Here is a 17,321-nt window from a genome sequence, read left to right as displayed (position 1 = left end):
GGGGAGGGTGGTTCGGCATCGGCCGCCTGTGGTCGGCCTTCAGCAAGTGTTCGGGCAGCTGCTGGCCACCGGCGCCCGCCGGGTGTTGCGCCGGGACCTGGACACGGCGGACGAGGCGATCGCCACCATCGAGGAGACCAGCCGGGCCACGCTGCGGGAGCTGCGCCGGCTGCTGGACGTGCTGCGTACCGACGCGGAGCCGGCCGCCGACCTCGCCCGCAGCCCGGCCTGGCCGGCATCGAGGCGCTGGTCGAGCAGGTGCGGGAGGCGGGCCTGCCGGTGACGCTGCGGGTGGACGGCAGGCCCGGCCCGATGGAAGAGGGGGTGGCGCTGACCGTGTACCGGATCGTGCAGGAGGCGCTGACCAACGCGCTCAAGCACGCCGGGACGGCGACGGCGCTGGTCCGGCTCACCTTCGCCGACGGTTCCCCCTGGCGGTGGAGGTCACCGACACCGGGCGCGGCCCGGGTCCGACACCCGACTGGATCGGGCACGGGCTGGTCGGCATGCGCGAGCGGGTCGCCCTCTACGGTGGGATCCTGCGGACCGGTCCGCGGCCGGGCGGCGGTTTCCGGGTGTACGCGCGGATCCCGCTGGAGCCGGTCGGGGTGGTTCTCGCGTGACCGGCCGACGCGGGCGACGCCGGCACGACGGACGACGTCGGCCCGGCGGGCCGGGGCGGCACGAGCAGCACGACGGGGAGATCCGATGACCGACAGCACTGCGCCGGCGCGGCCGGTGCGGATCCTGCTCGCCGACGACCAGCCGCTGCTGCGTACCGGCTTCCGGATGGTGCTCGGCACGGAGGACGACCTGGACATCGTCGCCGAGGCCGGGGACGGCCTGGAGGCGGTGGAGCTGTCCCGGCGGCTGCTGCCGGACGTGGTGCTGATGGACATCCGGATGCCCCGGATGGACGGGGTCGCCGCGACCCGGGCCATCGTCGACGCCCGGCTGCCGGTCCGGGTGTTGATCCTGACCACCTTCGACCTGGACGAGTACGTGGTCGGCGCGCTGCGGGCCGGGGCGAGCGGGTTCCTGGCCAAGGACGTGCCGGCGGAGGACCTGGTCACCGCGATCCGGACGGTGGCCGCCGGGGAGGCGGTGGTGGCGCCGCGGATCCTCAAGCGGCTGCTGGACCGCTTCGCCGACGCGCTGCCCGACCCGGCGGCGAGCCCGCCGAAGGCCCTCAAGACGCTGACCGAGCGCGAACGTGAGGTGCTGGTGCAGGTCGCCCGGGGGCTGTCCAACGCGGAGATCGCCCGGGCGCTGTCGGTAAGCGAGACCACCATCAAGACCCACGTCGGGCACGTGCTGACCAAGCTGGGGCTGCGCGACCGGGTGCAGGCGGTCGTGCTGGCGTACGAGACGGGTCTGGTGCGTCCGGGGGCGTGATCGGCGGCCCGGCCGCGCAGTTGCCCTTGTCACCTACCGTGACCATCGGCGGCGCGGCGGGGTTGACCATGACGCGACGTCAGGCCCTAGCGTCGGCGTCGACGACGACGTCCCGGCGGTGCGGGAAACCGGTCGACTCCGGCCGGGTCAGGGGCAACCCTGAGTCGGGATCGGGGCCGACCCGCAGCGCGATCTCCGGCACCGGATACGTCCGGGGGTGGACGGATCCTCCAGCCGCCGGGCCGAGGATGGAAACTGCCGCACCGGCCAGCGGGGGCGGTGCGGAAAAAGCAGGCAGACGGAAGAGGTAGATGACGTGACCGCGACGGTGGGTCCGCAGGTGCAGGCCGCGGCCCGGGCCAACGAGGTGTGGAAGTTGTACGGCAGCGGTGAGGCGCAGGTCGCCGCGCTGCGGGGGGTGACCGCGGAGTTCGAGCGCGGCCGGTTCACCGCGATCATGGGGCCGTCCGGCTCGGGCAAGTCGACGCTGATGCACTGTCTGGCGGGCCTGGACTCGGTGACCCGGGGCACGGTGTCGATCGGCGAGACGACGGTGACCGGGCTCGGCGACTCCGGGTTGACCAAGCTCCGCCGGGACAAGGTCGGCTTCATCTTCCAGCAGTTCAATCTGCTGCCCACGCTCACCGCCCAGGAGAACATCCTGCTGCCGCTGTCGATCGCCGGCCGCAAGCCGGACCCGGCCTGGTACGACACGGTGATCGACACGGTCGGACTGCGGGACCGGCTGAAGCACCGGCCGGCGCAGCTCTCCGGCGGCCAGCAGCAGCGGGTGGCCTGCGCGCGGGCCCTCGTCGCCCGCCCCGAGGTGATCTTCGCCGACGAGCCGACCGGCAACCTGGACTCCCGTTCCGGCGCGGAGGTGCTCAACTTCCTGCGCAACTCGGTACGCGAGCACGGCCAGACCATCGTGATGGTCACCCACGACCCGACCGCCGCCGCGTACGCCGACCGGGTGATCTTCCTGGCCGACGGGCAGATCGTCTCCGAACTGGTGGAGCCGACCGCCGACACGGTGCTGGACACCATGAAGAAGCTCGACACTCCCGCCGAGGTGGCGCGCTGATGTTCCGCGCCACGTGGAAGAGTCTGCTGGCGCGCAAGGTGCGCCTCCTGCTGTCCGGCCTGGCCGTCGTGCTGGGCGTCATGTTCGTCTCCGGCGCGTTCGTGCTGACCGACACCCTGGGCCGGTCGTTCGACGCGGTCTTCGCCGACGGGTACTCGAACATCGACGTGATCGTCTCGGCGAAGCCGAAGGTCGAGCTCAGCGAGGCCGAGGGCGAGCAGGTCGCCGCCCCGGTGCCGGCGTCCGTGGTCGACCAGGTGAAGGCGAAGGTGCCGGGCGCGACGGACGTCACCGGCCTGGTCAACGCCGACGGCGCCCGGCTGATCGGCAGCAACGGCAAGGTGGTGACCTCGTTCGGTCCGCCGCAGCTGGGCGAGAACTGGGTCGGCGAGAACGACCTGATCCAGCTCCGCGACGGCAGCCGGGAGCCCCGGGCCGACGACGAGATCGTCATCAACCAGGCCCTCGCGGACGCGGCGAAGGTCAAGGTCGGTGACCGGGTCGGTGTGCTGACCCTGGAGCCGAAGAAGGAGTTCACCATCGTCGGCGTCTTCGGCTACAGCGGTGGCCGGGACTCGATGGGCGGGGTGAACGAGGTCGTCTTCACCACCCCGGTGGCGCAGCGGCTGATGCTGGGCAAGCCGGACACGTTCAGCAGCGTCAGTGTGCAGGCCGCGGACGGCGTGTCGGCCGAGCGGCTGCGCGACGACGTGTCGGCCGCCCTGGGCGCCGGCTACGAGGTGAAGACCGGCGAGCAGGCCGCCGCCGACCAGGCGGCCAGCCTGAAGGAGGCGCTCTCCTTCTTCAACAAGGTCCTGCTCGGCTTCGCCGCGGTGGCGCTGCTGGTCGGCACCTTCCTGATCCTCAACACCTTCTCGATCATCGTCGCCCAGCGCACCCGGGAGCTGGCCCTGATGCGGGCCATCGGGGCGAGCGGGCGGCAGATCATCGGCTCGGTGGTGCTGGAGGCCATCGCGGTCGGCCTGATCGCCTCCGTACTGGGGCTGGCCGCCGGCATCGGCGTGGGCGCGCTGCTGGCGTACCTGTTCGGCAAGCTGGCCGGCGGGCTGAGCCTGGCCGGGCTCGGCGTGCCGCCGGCGGCGGTGATCGGCGCCTTCGGCGTCGGCCTGGTGATCACCGTGGTGGCGGCGCTGCTGCCCGCGCTGCGGGCGTCCCGGATCCCGCCGATCGCCGCGATGCAGGACGTGGCCACCCCGGACCGGCCGCTGACCAAGGTCACGGTGGCCGGCGGGATCGTCACCGCGATCGGCGCCGTGCTGCTCTTCCTCGGCCTGGACGGTCACGCCGGCGACAACACCCTGGCCACCATCCTCGGCGGCGTGCTCTTCGCCTTCATCGGGGTGGCGCTGCTGACCCCGCTGATCAGCCGGCCGGTGGTCTCCCTGCTCGGCGCGCTCTTCTCCTGGTCGGTGCCGGGCAAGCTGGGCCGGCTCAACTCGGGCCGCAACCCGCGCCGCACCGCGATCACCGCGGCCGCGCTGATGGTCGGCATCGCCCTGGTGACCGGGGTGACGGTGATCCTCGACTCGGCCAAGGGCAGCATCAGCAAGCTGGCCGCGGACACCATCAAGGCCGAACTGGTGATCTCCGGGGCGCAGAGCGGGCCGCGCCCGCCGAGCTTCGACCCCGCGGTGCTGGAGAAGGCCGCGGCGATCCCGGGCGTCCAGCTGGTCGACGGGGAGTACGGCGACATGGGCACGGTCAACGGCACCCGTACCTGGGTGGCGGCGTCGAGCAACGTCGCTGCGCTGCAGCGGATCTTCGGCGCGAAGGCCACCGCCGGTGACATCAGCCGGCTCGGCCCCGATCAGATGCTGTTCAGCTCCGACACCGCCAAGTCGCGCAACGTGTCGGTCGGCTCCCAGGTCACGGTGCAGCTGTCCCGGGGCGAGGCCCGCACGTACACGGTCAGCGGCATCTACGAGAGTTCCGAGCTGACCAACCCGGTGCTGCTGCCGCCGCAGGCGGCCGCCGACTTCGCCATCCCGCAGCCCATCCAGGGCTTCGTGCAGCTCGCGCCCGGCGCGAAGGTCGCCGACGTGCAGCCGCGGGTGGAGACGCTGCTGGCCGACAGCCCGGAGGTGTCGGTGGCCGACCGGGACGCGTTCATCAAGCAGCAGACCAGCCAGCTGGACACCCCGCTGCGGATGATCCAGATCCTGCTGGCGCTGGCCATCGTGATCGCGGTGCTCGGCATCATCAACACCCTGGCCCTGTCGGTGCTGGAGCGGACCCGCGAGCTGGGCCTGCTGCGGGCGATCGGGCTGCGCCGGGCGCAGACCATGCGCATGATCACCGTCGAGGCGGTGGTGATCTCGATCTTCGGGGCGCTGCTGGGCGTGGCGGTCGGCACCGGCCTGGGCGCCGCGGTGGTCCGGGCGCTCAAGGACGAGGGCATCACCGACCTGATCCTGCCCTGGGGCCAGATGGGGGTCTTCCTCGTCCTGGCCGCGATCATCGGCGTGATCGCCGCGGTGCTGCCCGCGGTGCGCGCCGCGCGGATCAACGTGCTGGGCGCCATCGCCCACGACTGACCCCGCACACGACGAGGGGTCCCGCCGACCCGGCGGGGCCCCCTTCGTGTCGCGGTCAGGCCGGCGGTTCGCCGAGCAGCGCCGCCAGCAGCTCCAGGTCCGCCGCGGTCAGGCTTTCCAACTGGTGTACGCCGTCCGTGGGCGGCAGCGGCACCTCCGCCGGTACGGCCAGCACGGCGGCTCCGGCGGCGAGGGCGCTGGCCACCCCGGTCGGCGAGTCCTCGATCGCCACGCAGCGGCCGATCGGCACGCCGAGCAGCCGGGCGGCGGTCAGGTACGGCTCCGGGTGCGGCTTGGCCGCGTCCACCTCGTCGCCGCAGACCACCGCGTCGAAGCTGTCCCGCCCCAGCGTGTCGAGGGCGACCTCGACCAGCGGCCGGCCGCTGGAAGTGACCAGGGCGGTGGGGATGCCCGCCGCGCGGACCGCCCGCAGCAGCGCCAACGCGCCCGGCCGCCACCGCAGGCCGGTGCGGAACAGGTCCAGGATGCGGGCGTTGATCCAGGCGGCGCTGACCTCCGGGTCACGCTCGGGCTGGCCGAGGTCGTCGTGCAGGATCCGCATGGAGTCGGCCATGCTCGTGCCGATGATCGACTTGCGGGCCGCGTCGGACATGCTGCCCCCGTACACCGCCGCGAGTTCCTGCAACGCGACGTCCCACAGCTTCTCGCTGTCGACGAGGGTGCCGTCCATGTCGAAGAGCACGGCGGCGGGATGGTTGCTGCTCAGCGGAGCCTCCTGACGGATGCGGGCCTACCCGCCGATCCTCTCAGCCGGGCCCGGTCCGCCGCCCGCCGGATGGACCGGGCGTGACCTGCGGCATCACCGCGCTCAGCCCAGCCCGCAGGCATCCAGGGACTTCTCGTAGCCGCGGAAGAACGAGTCGGTGCGCTGCTCGGCGGTGCCGTGCGAGCCCTCGGCGAACCAGGGCTGGTCCGGGTCGTCGCCGACCGCGAGCAGCCCCTCCCGGAACTCGTCCAGGTCGCCCTCCTCGACGGTCAACCGGTCGTCGCGGACCGAGTCGCCCAGGTACGCCCCGGCCATGCAGTCGGCCTGCAACTCCTGCTGGATGGTGAAGTTGTAGCGGATGCCGAGGCGGACCTGGATGCCGTGGGCGTACTCGTGGCCGAGCAGATAGAACAGGAACGCGTCGCCGATCTGCCGGAACGCGGCCACCGACCAGTTCACGTCGTAGGCGATGAAGTCCCCGGCCGAGCAGTACACGGCGTTGTTGCGCGGCAGCCGTTGCCCGCCGCAGGAGACCTCCCCCTCCCGGGTGTACGGCACCACCCGCCGGACCGGCTGGAACCGCTTGCCGGAGGCCTGGAACTGGGCCGTCCAGTAGGCCTCGGCGCTGCCCACGGCGTCGTTGAAGTCCTGCTTGAACTCGGCGACACTGGTGGTGCCGTCCGCCCGGGTGGTCTGCGCCCCCGGCGAGGCGGGCTGCCGGGTCTGCCGCGGGCCCGGCTGTTGCGGCTCACCCTGGTCCAGTCCGCCCCCCATGCAGCCGGCGGCGACCACCACCGCCACCAGCAGACCGGCGAGCGGGCCCGGCCGCCGACGTCCCGCGCTCTCCCCCACGGTTGCCTCCCGGCCTCGTAACTGTCCCTGCCCAGTACCCCGACCGCGCGCGGATGATGCCCACCGGTGATCACGCACCACCGCGGGCGATCGTTCACGGGTCGCAGCGGCGAACCCCGTAGCAGTGCCCGGTCCGGGCCCAGAACGTCCGCCGGAGCCAACGGGTACTGCCGCTCGCCCGTTCAGCCCGTGAAGCCGTGGCCACCGCGGTTCCAGCCGTCGCTCTGCGCGTGCTGCCGCTCGGCCTCGCGACGGTGCCGCTCGCCCCGGGCGGCCCGGACGACCTCCGGGTCATCGTCGGAGCTCAGCCTCCGACGGTCACGCCAGCTGACGTACGCGACGGCCGCCGCCACGAGCACGGTCAGGACCGCGAGTACCACCACGAGACTCCTCATGCCCGAACGGTAGGACGGTCGCGCACCCGATGGGGGGCCGGCCGGGCCGCTCCGGCGCTCGGGTCAGAAGGGGGACTGACCGCGGTCGCGGTGCCGCGCCTCGCCCTGCGCCCCGTGCCGCTCCGCCTCGTACCGCTGCTGCCGGGCGCGGGCGTCCCGGGCGGCGGCGGACTCCTCGCCGGAGGCCTGGCGGGCCCGATCACGCCAGGCCACGAAGCCGTACCCGGCCGCGAAGACCGCGGCCACCACCGCGAGCACCACCAGAGTCGTCATCATGCCCTGCACGGTAGGACCCGCGCGCATGTCGTGGGGCGGCTGGTCAGGCGAGACACGACTACCCTGCCGTCCATGATCGCCACGGACTTCGACGCCGACGAACGATCCCGCTGGGTCGGGCGGGCCGCAGCGTACGAGCGCAGTTTCGGCCGGCGGTTTCGACGCGGCCGTGGCCAACTTCGTGCTCAACCACGTCGCGGACCCGGCCGCCGCAGCAGCCGAACTGCGCCGGGTGGTGCGACCCGGCGGAGCGGTGGCGGTCACCATCTGGCCGAGTCCGCGGCCACCGCTGCAACGGCTCTGGGGCGAGGCGGTCGCCGCCGCCGGCGTCGAGACACCGACGGACCTGCCCCGCCTGGCGCCGGAGCACGACTTCCCCCGTACCGAGGAGGGCCTGACCGGCCTGTTGGCGGCGGCCGGCCTGACCGACGTGCGGTGCGTGACCCTGGCCTGGGAGCACCGCGCCGACCCGGAGGCCTGGTGGGCCGGCCCCGCAAACGGCATCGGGACCATCGGCCTGGCGCTGGAACGGCAGCCCACGGCGGTGCGCGAGCGGATCCGCCAGCAGTACGACCTGCTCAGCGCCCGCTACCGCGACACCGACGCGCAGCTCGCCCTGCCGACCGCCGCGCTGCTCGCCTGCGGCCGGGTGGACTGATCCCCACCTACCCTCGGATCCGGTGGCGGCGGATGTCCGGGACGGCTCCTCGGCCCCGACGTCTCAGCGACGGCGCCGACCGGGCGCCGGGCTCCCTGCCTGACCGCGTCCGAAGACCAGGGCTTCTCGATCGACGAGGCCGAGGTCACCTACTGGGGCGTGTGCCCCGAGTGTCTCGCGGCACCAGCAAACAGTTGACAGGACGAGACATCAAGACAGGAGAAGGACCGACGTGTCTGACAAGAAGGCCGCGACTGAGAGCATCAGCGAAAGCGAGAACCCCGCAATCCCCTCCCCGGCTCCCAAGCCGACTTGGCGGCCGAGGACGAACCAGGACTGGTGGCCGAATCAGCTGAACCTGCAGGTTCTCCAGCAGCATGCGCCGCGAGCCACTCCGATGGGCGACGACTTCGACTACGCCGAGGAGTTCAAGACCCTCAAGGTGGAGGAACTCAAGCAGGACGTCCTCGACGTGATGACGACGTCGCAGGACTGGTGGCCGGCCGACTACGGCCACTACGGGCCGCTCTTCATCCGGATGAGCTGGCACGCCGCCGGCACGTACCGCATCGAAGACGGCCGTGGCGGCGCCGGCGACGGCGCCCAGCGCTTCGCCCCCCTGAACAGTTGGCCCGACAACGCGAACCTCGACAAGGCCCGCCGCCTGCTCTGGCCGGTCAAGCAGAAGTACGGCCGGAAGGTCTCCTGGGCCGACCTCCTGGTCTTCGCCGGCAACGTCGCCCTGGAGTCGATGGGCTTCAAGACCTTCGGCTTCGGCTTCGGGCGAGAGGACATCTGGGAGCCCGAGGAGATCTTCTGGGGGCCCGAGGACACGTGGCTCGGAGACGAGCGCTACGCCGGTGACAGGGAACTCGCCGGTCCTCTCGGCGCGGTGCAGATGGGCCTCATCTACGTGAATCCGGAGGGTCCCAACGGCACCCCGGATCCGCTGGCGTCCGCCCGGGACATCCGGGAGACCTTCCGCCGCATGGCGATGAACGACGAGGAGACCGTCGCACTCATCGCCGGCGGCCACACATTCGGCAAGACCCACGGTGCGGGCGACCCGAGCCTGGTCGGCCCCGAGCCCGAGGGCTGCCCCATCGACCATCAGGGCCTCGGCTGGAAGAACTCCTTCGGCAGCGGCAAGGGCAAGGACACGATCACCAGCGGGCTCGAGGGCGCGTGGACGCCCACCCCGATCACCTGGGACAACAGCTTCTTCGAGACGCTGTTCGGGTACGAGTGGGAGCTGACCCAGAGCCCGGCCGGCGCGAAGCAGTGGAAGCCGAAGGACGGTGCGGGGGCGAACGCCGTGCCCGACGCGCACGACCCCTCGGTCAGGCACGCCCCGATGATGGCGACGACCGACCTCGCGCTGCGGGTCGACCCGATCTACGAGCAGATCTCGCGGCGCTTCCTGGAGAATCCGGACCAGTTCGCGGAGGGGTTCGCCAAGGCGTGGTACAAGCTGTTGCACCGGGACATGGGACCCGCCACGCGCTACCTCGGCCCGTGGGTTCCGGAGCCGCAGCTGTGGCAGGACCCCGTCCCAGCGGTCGACCACGAGCTGATCGCGGACGAGGACATCGCCGACCTCAAGGCCAAGCTGCTCGCATCGGGACTGTCCATCTCGCAGCTGGCCCTGACCGCTTGGGCGTCGGCGGCGAGCTTCCGCGGCACGGACAAGCGCGGCGGGGCGAACGGGGCGCGGATCCGCCTCGAACCGCAGAAGAATTGGGCGGTCAACGACCCGGCCGAACTCGCCACGGTGCTGCAGACCCTGGAGCGGATCCAGCAGGATTTCAACAACTCACAGTCCGGTGGGAAGAAGGTCTCGCTCGCCGACCTGACCGTCCTGGGCGGCTGCGCGGCCGTCGAGCAGGCGGCCAGGAACGCCGGGCACCACGTCACGGTCCCGTTCGCGCCGGGGCGCACGGACGCCTCCCAGGAGCAGACCGACGTGGAGTCGTTCGCCGTGCTCGAGCCGAAGGCGGACGGGTTCCGCAACTACCTGCGAGCCGGAGAGAAGTTGTCGCCGGAGACCCTGCTGCTGGACCGGGCCAACCTGTTGACGCTGACCGCTCCGGAGATGACGGTCCTGATCGGCGGCATGCGGGCCCTGAACGCCAACGTGGGGCAGGCGCGACACGGCGTCTTCACCGACCGGCCCGAGACGTTGACGAACGACTTCTTCGTGAACCTGCTCGACAACGGCGCCGAGTGGAAGGCGTCCACCTCGGCCGAGAACGTGTTCGAAATTCGGGACCGCGCCACCGGTGAGGTCAAGTGGACCGCCACCGCCGTCGACCTCGTCTTCGGTTCGAACTCCCAGCTCCGCACCATCGCGGAGGTCTACGCCAGTGACGACGCGCAGGAGAAGTTCGTCCGGGACTTCGTCGCGGCGTGGGTCAAGGTCATGAACCTGGACCGGTACGACCTCGCCTGACGCGAAGGGGCCCCGGTCACCGAGGACGCGACCGGGGCTCCTCTGTCCAGGTCAGATGGGGGTGGGCGAGGTCGTCCGCATCCTTGGCCTGGACAGAGTCCACCGTTCGGCTCGCGAGGCGCGCCGATAGGGGCAGCGAGAGCTCGGCCGATTTCTGTATGGTGCCCGCCATGGTCCGCATGCTCACACACACCGCCACCACTGCCCTGCTGCTCGCCCTGATCGGATGCGGGGATGGTGGAGACAGCAGCAGCAGCACCGCGCCCGCGCCGGCCCCGGCCACGCTGCCTGCATGCAGCGACCTGCTGAAGCCGGGCCAGAAGATCGACCAGGCGAAGGCTGAGGGTGGATGTCTCGACCCTGCCGGCGATGTCCGGGTCCTCGGCGCGTTCCGCTGCAACAACGGCCGCAACCTGTGGCTGGCGGACGCCTCGACGGGCGCGCCGGCGGGGTGGGGGTTCGGCGACGGCGAGTTCACCGCCGCGCCGGACGCGGCCAGCGACCCCGGCTTCCGGAAGGCGTACCAGACCTGCAAGTCGGCGTAGCGAAGCAAGCCCGGCCACGCATCCGCTGACCGAGGGCGGCACCGTCGCGGTGACGCCCTCGCCGCGGTGGGGTGGCCCCGCTGCCCGCCGCGGTGCCTGCCTCGACGAGCTGACCCGCCGCGACGCACGCCGGCAGGCGGCCGGCAGCGATCAACGGAAGGGGCCGGCTGAGACGGCCGGAGACGGCCGAACCCGAGCGGACCGGGGTGAAGGGGGAGTAGGCCACGGTCACGCCTCCACGCCCGACGTCCGCCGGTACCGGCGAAAGAGGGTCCGCCGGCAGCGCCGGACCTACGGTTCCGACCACGAGTTCGACGTGGCTTTCGATACCGGCTACGAGTGCGGCCGGGCCGACGAGGCGAAGCGGCACCAGGTGCGAGACGAGCAGATCACCCGGCTGGCCCGGGCGGCCGACGCGGCGGCCAACGGCGACCCGAGCCTGCTCGCCGAGCTGAGCCGCGAGCAGGGCGGCCACGACCTGCCGAAGCGGCCGGCGTGGCGAGATGCCGGAGATCGACGGCGAGCGGCCGGTCGACGAGCTGAAGGCGTGGCTACGCGAGCAGGGCTGATTCGGAACGCAGGTGCCGAATCTGAAGGGGCGACCGATGCTGACCATCGGTCGCCCCTTCACTTTCGGCGTCGGCGGGTGGCCCACCAGATCGCCGCGGCCGCGATGGCGAACGGCACCAGGAAGCAGAGGACGGCGACGACCGACGGCTTAAGTGACCCCATGGCTGGGGAGCCTACGAGCCGAGGTCACCTCTCGGCCGTCGATCCGCCGGATCCGTAGGTGGCCGTGCCGGCGCCGTCCCGGATGGCCTACGCGGCCGGGCCGGTCGGCTCGGGCGGGCCGCCCGCCACCGCCGTCACTTGGCGTTGAAGTAGTTCGCCTCCGGGTGGTGCACCACGATGGCGTCGGTGGCCTGCTCCGGCACCAGCTGGAACTCCTCGGACAGCTGCACGCCGATCCGCTCGGCGCCCAGCAGCTTCACGATCTTCGCCCGGTCCTCCAGATCCGGGCACGCCGGATAGCCGAACGCGTACCGGCAGCCGCGGTAGTCGGTGCGCAGCAGGCCGGCCAGGTCCGCCGGATCGTCCTCGGCCACCGTCCGCCCACCCGGCAGGGTCAGCTCGGTGCGGATCCGCCGGTGCCAGTACTCCGCCAGGGCCTCGGTGAGCTGCACCGAGAGCCCGTGCACCTCCAGATAGTCGCGGTAGGAGTTGGCGGCGAACATCTTCGCCGTGTACTCGCTGATCGGCTGCCCGACGGTGACCAGCTGCAACGCCACCACGTCCAGCTCGTCGCCCTTGGGACGGAAGAAGTCGGCCAGGCAGAGCCGCCGCTCCTGCCGCTGCCGCGGGAAGGAGAACCGGGCCCGCTCCGCGTTGCCGTTCTCGTCCAGCACCACCAGGTCGTTGCCCTCTGAGTACGCCGGGAAGTAGCCGTACACCACCGCGGCCTCGAGGACCTGGTCGGCGATCAGCCGGTCCAGCCAGTACCGCAGCCGCGGCCGCCCCTCGGTCTCCACCAGCTCCTCGTACGACGGTCCCGTGCCGCCCCGGGCGCCGCGTAGCCCCCACTGGCCGAGGAAGGTGGCCCGCTCGTCGAGCAGCGCCGCGTAGTCGGCCAGCGGCACCCCCTTGACCACCCGGGTGCCGAAGAACGGCGGGGTGGGCACCGCTACGTCGGTGGCCACATCGGAGCGGACCGAGGCATCGTCCAGCTCCGGCAGCGCCTCGCTGACCATCGCCCGCTGCCGCTCCCGCCGCGCCCGCCGGGCGGCCAGGGCCGCCTCCCGCTCCGGGTCGACGACGGGCGCGCCGCCGCGCTTGGCCGTCATCACCCGGTCCATCAGGGACAGCCCCTCGAACGCGTCGCGGGCGTAGTGCACCTGGCCGGGGAAGACCGACCGGAGGTCGTCCTCGACGTACGCCCGGGTGAGCGCCGCCCCGCCGAGCAGGACCGGCCAGCGCTCGGCGACCCCGCGCGTGGCCATCTCGGCCAGGTTCTCCTTCATGATGACGGTGCTCTTGACCAGCAGCCCGGACATGCCGATCGCGTCGGCCCGGTGCTGCTCGGCCGCGTCGAGGATGGCGTTGATCGGCTGCTTGATGCCGATGTTGACGACCTCGTAGCCGTTGTTGGACAGGATGATGTCGACCAGGTTCTTGCCGATGTCGTGCACGTCGCCCTTGACGGTGGCGAGCACGATCCGGCCCTTGCCGCCGTCGTCGGCCTTTTCCATGTGCGGCTCCAGGTAGGCCACCGCCGTCTTCATCACCTCGGCGGACTGGAGCACGAACGGCAGCTGCATCTGGCCGGAGCCGAACAGCTCGCCGACCACCTTCATGCCGTCGAGCAGCAGGTCGTTGATGATGGACAGCGGCGACCGGCCGCCGGCCATCGCCGCGTCCAGGTCGGCCTCCAGGCCGTTGCGCTCGCCGTCGATGATCCGCCGCTTCAGCCGCTCGTCCAGCGGCAGCGCGGCCAGCTCCTCGGCCCGGGTGGCCCGCGCCGACGCGGCGTCCACCCCCTCGAAGATCTCGATGAACCGCTGCACCGGGTCGTGCCCCTCGCGACGCCGGTCGTAGACCAGGTCGAGGGCCGCCTCCCGCTGCTCCTCGGGGATCTTCGACATCGGCAGGATCTTGCTGGCGTGCACGATCGCCGAAGTCAGCCCGGCCTGCACGCACTCGTGCAGGAAGACCGAGTTGAGCACCTGCCGGGCCGCCGGATTGAGCCCGAAGGAGACGTTGGAGATGCCCAGGGTGAAGTTCACCCCCGGGTAGCGGGCGGCGATCTCCCGGATCGCCTCGATGGTCTCGATGCCGTCCCGGCGGGTCTCCTCCTGGCCGGTGGCGATCGGGAAGGTCAGCGCGTCGATCAGGATGTCCGAGCGGCGCAGCCCCCACCGGGTCGTCAGGTCCTCGATCAGCCGGCTCGCGACCCGGACCTTCCAGTCCTTCGTACGGGCCTGACCCTCCTCGTCGATCAGGAGGGCGACCACGGCGGCGCCGTGCTCGGCGACCACCGGCATCACCCGGGCGTAGCGGGACTCCGGGCCGTCCCCGTCCTCGAAGTTCACCGAGTTGACCACGCAGCGTCCGCCGAGCATCTCCAGCCCGGCCTCGATCACCGGCGGCTCCGTCGAGTCCAGCACGATCGGCAGTGTGGAGGCGGTGGCGAACCGGCCGGCCAGCTCACGCATGTCCTGCGTGCCGTCCCGGCCCACGTAGTCGACGCACAGGTCCAGCAGGTGCGAGCCGTCCCGGGCCTGGCTACGGGCGATCTCCACGCAGGCCTGCCAGTCGGCGGCGAGCATCGCCTCGCGGAACGCCTTCGAGCCGTTGGCGTTGGTCCGCTCCCCCACCATCAGCACGCTGGCGTCCTGGGCGAACGGCACGTGGTGGTAGATCGAGGAGACGCCGGCGTCCTGCCGCGGCTCCCGGGGGCCGGGGCGGACGCCGTGCAGCCGCTCCGCTACTACCCGGATGTGCTCCGGCGTGCTGCCGCAGCAGCCGCCGATCAGCGAGACGCCGTACTCGGAGACGAAGCGCTCGAGGGCGTCGGCCAGCTCCACCGGGGTCAGCGGGTAGACCGCGCCGTCGGAGGTCAGCTGCGGAAGGCCGGCGTTGGGCATCACCGACAGCGGCACCCGGGCGTGCTGGGAGAGGTAGCGCAGGTGCTCGCTCATCTCCGCCGGGCCGGTCGCGCAGTTCAGGCCGATCAGGTCCACGCCGAGCGGCTCGATCGCGGTGAGCGCCGCGCCGATCTCGCTGCCCAACAGCATGGTGCCGGTGGTCTCCACGGTGACGTGGCAGATCAGCGGGACCTTCCGCCCGGTCTCGGCCATCGCCCGATGCGAGCCGACCACCGCGGCCTTCACCTGGAGCAGGTCCTGGCAGGTCTCCACGATCAGCGCGTCCGCGCCGCCGGAGATTAGACCGGCGGCGTTCTCCTGGTACGCGTCCCGCAGGGTGACGTACGCGGCGTGCCCGAGGGTGGGCAGCTTGGTGCCCGGGCCGATCGAGCCGAGCACGAAGCGGGGCCGCTCCGGGGTGGCGTACGCGTCGGCGGCCTCCCGGGCGATCCGCGCGCCGGCCGCGGAGAGCTCCCGGATCCGGTGCTGGATGTCGTACTCGCCGAGGTTGGCGAGGTTCGCGCCGAAGGTGTTGGTCTCGACGCAGTCCGCGCCGGCCGCCAGGTAGGCGTCGTGCACCCCGCGGACGACGTCCGGCCGGGTGACGTTGAGGATCTCGTTGCAGCCCTCCAGCCCCTCGAAGTCGTCGAGGGTCAGGTCGGCCGCCTGCAGCATCGTCCCCATCGCCCCGTCGGCGATGAGGATCCGGTCCGCGAGCACATCCAGCAACGAAGTCCGCACACGGCCAGGTTAGTGCGACGTCTCGCGCCCTGGTCGAGCCATGCTGGCCTTCCCACATACTGTCAGCGGGATCACCGAGTCCGGTTTGACTGTTTGGCGCGGCTGGTCCGACCCGCGACCGGCGCGGCCGGCGGGCCGCATCCCCAGCCGGCACGTAGGCTGGCGGACGTGAAGGACATCAGGGACGCCAGCGTGCCCGGCGGGCGGATGTCGGGGCAGCGTCCCGGCGCCGCTCCCGACGAGCAGTGCGAGGTGACGGCGTGACCGAGTTCGACGGGCTGCCGGTGCTGCGGTCCCCGGTCGCCATCGCGGCCTTCGAGGGCTGGAACGACGCCGCGGACGCCTCCACCGCCGCCGTGGAGCACCTGGAGCAGGTCTGGCAGGCCCGGCAGGTGACCGAGCTGGACCCGGAGGACTTCTACGACTTCCAGGTGAGCCGGCCGACCATCACCATGGCCGAGGGCGAGACCCGCCGGGTGGAGTGGCCCACCACGCGCTTCATGGTGGCCAGCCCGCAGGGCACCGAGCGGGACGTGGTGCTGATCCGCGGCATCGAGCCGAGCATGCGCTGGCGCACCTTCTGCGAGCAGGTGCTGGAGATCTGCCACAGCCTGGAGGTCGAGCGGGTGGTGCTGCTCGGCGCCCTGCTGGCCGACGTGCCGTACACCCGGCCGCTGCCGATCAGCGGCAGCGCGTCCGACGCCGAGGCCGCCCAGCGCTACCAGCTCACCCCCACCCGCTACGACGGGCCGACCGGCATCGTCGGGGTGCTGCACGACGCCTGCACCCGCGCCGAGGTGGACGCGGTCTCGTTCTGGGTGCACGTGCCGCACTACGCGAACAACCCGCCCTGCCCGAAGGCCACCCTCGCGCTGCTGCATCGGGTCGAGGAGGTGCTCGACCTGCCGGTGCCGATGGCCGACCTGGCCGAGGAGGCGGCCGAGTGGGAGCAGCGGGTGCGCAGCGCCGCCGAGCAGGACGCCGAGCTGGGCGAGTACGTCCGCGAGCTGGAGGAGCGGGTCGGCGACGCCGGCATCACCCCGTTGACCGGGGACGAGATCGCCCAGGAGTTCGAGAAGTACCTGCGCCGCCGCGGCGGCTCCGCCGGCCCGACCGCCGGCTCCTGGTAGCCGGCCCCTCCCCCCTGTCGCTCAGCGGGCCCCGGACGACTCGTCCGGGGCCCGCTTCTTCGGCGTGTCCGGGCTGGCGCCGTCACACCCGCTAGGGCATCCTAGGAACCTAGCTGTCATGAGGAGGCGGGCATGCAGATCAACCCGGGCGCGGCCGAGTTCCCGCACCGGCAGATCGCCGCGCAGCTCAAGGCCCAGGTCCGCCGCGGCGACTGGGCGCCGGGCGAGCGGCTGCCGTCCATCCCGGCCATCGCCGAGATGTTCAGCGTGGCCAAGCAGACCGTGCAGCGCGCCGTCGACCAGCTGCGGGTCGAGGGCATCCTGATCACCAAACCCGGCTCCGGTACGTACGTCCGGGGCACCCGGCGCCGGCTCAACCGGCTCGCCCGGGGCCGGTACGGCGGCTTCCGCGGCTACCACACCGACCTGGCCGCCCGGTACAAGCAGCAGCTCGTCTCCGTCGGCCGCGCCCCCGCCCCGCCCGAGGTCGCCGACGCGTTCGGGGTCTCCGACGGCACCGAGCTGCTCTGCCGGCGGCACCTGGTCCGCACCGACGAGTCACCGGTCGAGGTCGGCGCGTCCTGGTTCCTGCCCGCCGACACCGCCGGTACCTCGCTGGAGCGGGCCGAGGCGTTCGGCCGGCCGCTCTACCAGGAGGCGGAGGAGGCCACCGGCCGCCGGTACGCCACGGCGACCGACACCATCAGCGCCCGCCAGCCCAGCCGGGAGGAGGCGGAGATCCTGCAGATCCGCCCCGACACCCCGGTGCTGCACCTGCTGCACGTCGCCTACGACGGCCACCGCAAGCCGATCGAGGTCGCCCAGGCCACCTGGCCCGGCCCGATGACCACCCTCACCGAGGAGTACAAGATC

The 17,321-nt window shown here is 72.2% G+C and carries 14 protein-coding genes and 1 pseudogene; 10 read left to right on the top strand and 5 right to left on the bottom strand.

The genetic code is table 11. The features are described 5' to 3' along the window. The 5 genes from DKT69_RS39820 to DKT69_RS15955 form a co-directional block, all read left to right on the top strand. A partial coding sequence (locus DKT69_RS39820) for a histidine kinase dimerization/phosphoacceptor domain-containing protein (protein WP_236647949.1) occupies positions 1-283 on the top strand: 283 nt, incomplete at its 5' end. A gap of 154 nt (positions 284-437) precedes the next feature. Continuing rightward, positions 438-623, top strand: a complete 186-nt coding sequence (locus DKT69_RS39815) for a sensor histidine kinase (protein ID WP_236647948.1) — start codon at positions 438-440, stop codon at positions 621-623. 85 nt (positions 624-708) lie between these two features. After that, positions 709-1,395 (top strand): response regulator, encoded by a 687-nt coding sequence (locus DKT69_RS15965; RefSeq protein ID WP_109802342.1) that lies wholly within the window; start codon positions 709-711, stop codon positions 1,393-1,395. A 316-nt stretch (positions 1,396-1,711) separates the two neighbouring features. Beyond that, complete coding sequence (locus tag DKT69_RS15960) at positions 1,712-2,479, top strand: ABC transporter ATP-binding protein (RefSeq protein ID WP_109802341.1); 768 nt, start codon at positions 1,712-1,714, stop codon at positions 2,477-2,479. Continuing rightward, complete coding sequence (locus DKT69_RS15955; RefSeq protein WP_109802340.1) at positions 2,479-5,034, top strand: ABC transporter permease; 2,556 nt, start codon at positions 2,479-2,481, stop codon at positions 5,032-5,034. Before DKT69_RS15960 ends, DKT69_RS15955 begins: the two co-directional genes overlap by 1 nt. Before the next feature lie 55 nt (positions 5,035-5,089). On the opposite strand, the gene DKT69_RS15950 is transcribed toward DKT69_RS15955, so the two are convergent. The 4 genes from DKT69_RS15950 to DKT69_RS15935 form a co-directional block, all read right to left on the bottom strand. Then, positions 5,090-5,737, bottom strand: a complete 648-nt coding sequence (locus DKT69_RS15950) for an HAD family hydrolase (protein WP_109802339.1) — start codon at positions 5,735-5,737, stop codon at positions 5,090-5,092. A gap of 126 nt (positions 5,738-5,863) precedes the next feature. Then, positions 5,864-6,691 carry a neutral zinc metallopeptidase gene (locus tag DKT69_RS15945; RefSeq protein ID WP_109802343.1) on the bottom strand — a complete coding sequence of 276 codons (828 nt, stop codon included), beginning with the start codon at positions 6,689-6,691 and terminating at the stop codon, positions 5,864-5,866. A gap of 104 nt (positions 6,692-6,795) precedes the next feature. Next, complete coding sequence (locus DKT69_RS15940) at positions 6,796-7,008, bottom strand: hypothetical protein (RefSeq protein WP_146231103.1); 213 nt, start codon at positions 7,006-7,008, stop codon at positions 6,796-6,798. 63 nt (positions 7,009-7,071) lie between these two features. Next, positions 7,072-7,284, bottom strand: coding sequence for a hypothetical protein (locus DKT69_RS15935; RefSeq protein ID WP_109802337.1), 213 nt, complete (start codon positions 7,282-7,284; stop codon positions 7,072-7,074). Positions 7,285-7,435: 151 nt separating this feature from the next. Between DKT69_RS15935 and DKT69_RS39810 the strand changes: the two are divergent. The 3 genes and pseudogenes from DKT69_RS39810 to DKT69_RS15915 all read left to right on the top strand — a co-directional run. Next, positions 7,436-7,942 (top strand): annotated as a pseudogene (locus DKT69_RS39810) (class I SAM-dependent methyltransferase); the annotation flags it as partial. A gap of 232 nt (positions 7,943-8,174) precedes the next feature. Further along, on the top strand, positions 8,175-10,391 hold the full coding sequence (katG, locus tag DKT69_RS15920; protein WP_109802335.1) for a catalase/peroxidase HPI: 2,217 nt from the start codon (positions 8,175-8,177) through the stop codon (positions 10,389-10,391). Positions 10,392-10,561: 170 nt separating this feature from the next. Further along, positions 10,562-10,936 (top strand): hypothetical protein, encoded by a 375-nt coding sequence (locus DKT69_RS15915; protein WP_146231102.1) that lies wholly within the window; start codon positions 10,562-10,564, stop codon positions 10,934-10,936. Positions 10,937-11,802: 866 nt separating this feature from the next. Here DKT69_RS15915 and metH read toward each other — a convergent pair. Beyond that, positions 11,803-15,318, bottom strand: a complete 3,516-nt coding sequence (gene metH, locus DKT69_RS15910) for a methionine synthase (protein ID WP_201749686.1) — start codon at positions 15,316-15,318, stop codon at positions 11,803-11,805. Positions 15,319-15,578: 260 nt separating this feature from the next. On the opposite strand from metH, the gene DKT69_RS15905 reads away from it, so the two are divergent. Together DKT69_RS15905 and DKT69_RS15900 are read left to right on the top strand one after the other, a co-directional pair. Then, positions 15,579-16,448, top strand: a complete 870-nt coding sequence (locus tag DKT69_RS15905; RefSeq protein WP_109802332.1) for a PAC2 family protein — start codon at positions 15,579-15,581, stop codon at positions 16,446-16,448. A 132-nt stretch (positions 16,449-16,580) separates the two neighbouring features. After that, on the top strand, positions 16,581-17,321 hold a 741-nt coding region (locus DKT69_RS15900), incomplete at its 3' end, for a GntR family transcriptional regulator (RefSeq protein ID WP_109802331.1).

This window comes from Micromonospora sicca (assembly GCF_003172935.1).
In the GTDB taxonomy this organism is placed as follows: Bacteria; Actinomycetota; Actinomycetes; order Mycobacteriales; family Micromonosporaceae; genus Micromonospora; species Micromonospora sicca.
Note: the sequence above shows the minus strand (reverse complement) of the source record. Positions and strands in the feature narration are given on the sequence as shown.

Bases quoted from the DNA above. Each gene is read 5' to 3' on its own strand.
- DKT69_RS15965 (WP_109802342.1), top strand. From the start codon at position 709: ATGACCGACAGCACTGCGCCGGCGCGGCCGGTGCGGATCCTGCTCGCC.
- DKT69_RS15955 (WP_109802340.1), top strand. From the start codon at position 2,479: ATGTTCCGCGCCACGTGGAAGAGTCTGCTGGCGCGCAAGGTGCGCCTC.
- DKT69_RS15935 (WP_109802337.1), bottom strand. From the start codon at position 7,284: ATGATGACGACTCTGGTGGTGCTCGCGGTGGTGGCCGCGGTCTTCGCG.
- DKT69_RS15940 (WP_146231103.1), bottom strand. From the start codon at position 7,008: ATGAGGAGTCTCGTGGTGGTACTCGCGGTCCTGACCGTGCTCGTGGCG.
- DKT69_RS15915 (WP_146231102.1), top strand. From the start codon at position 10,562: ATGGTCCGCATGCTCACACACACCGCCACCACTGCCCTGCTGCTCGCC.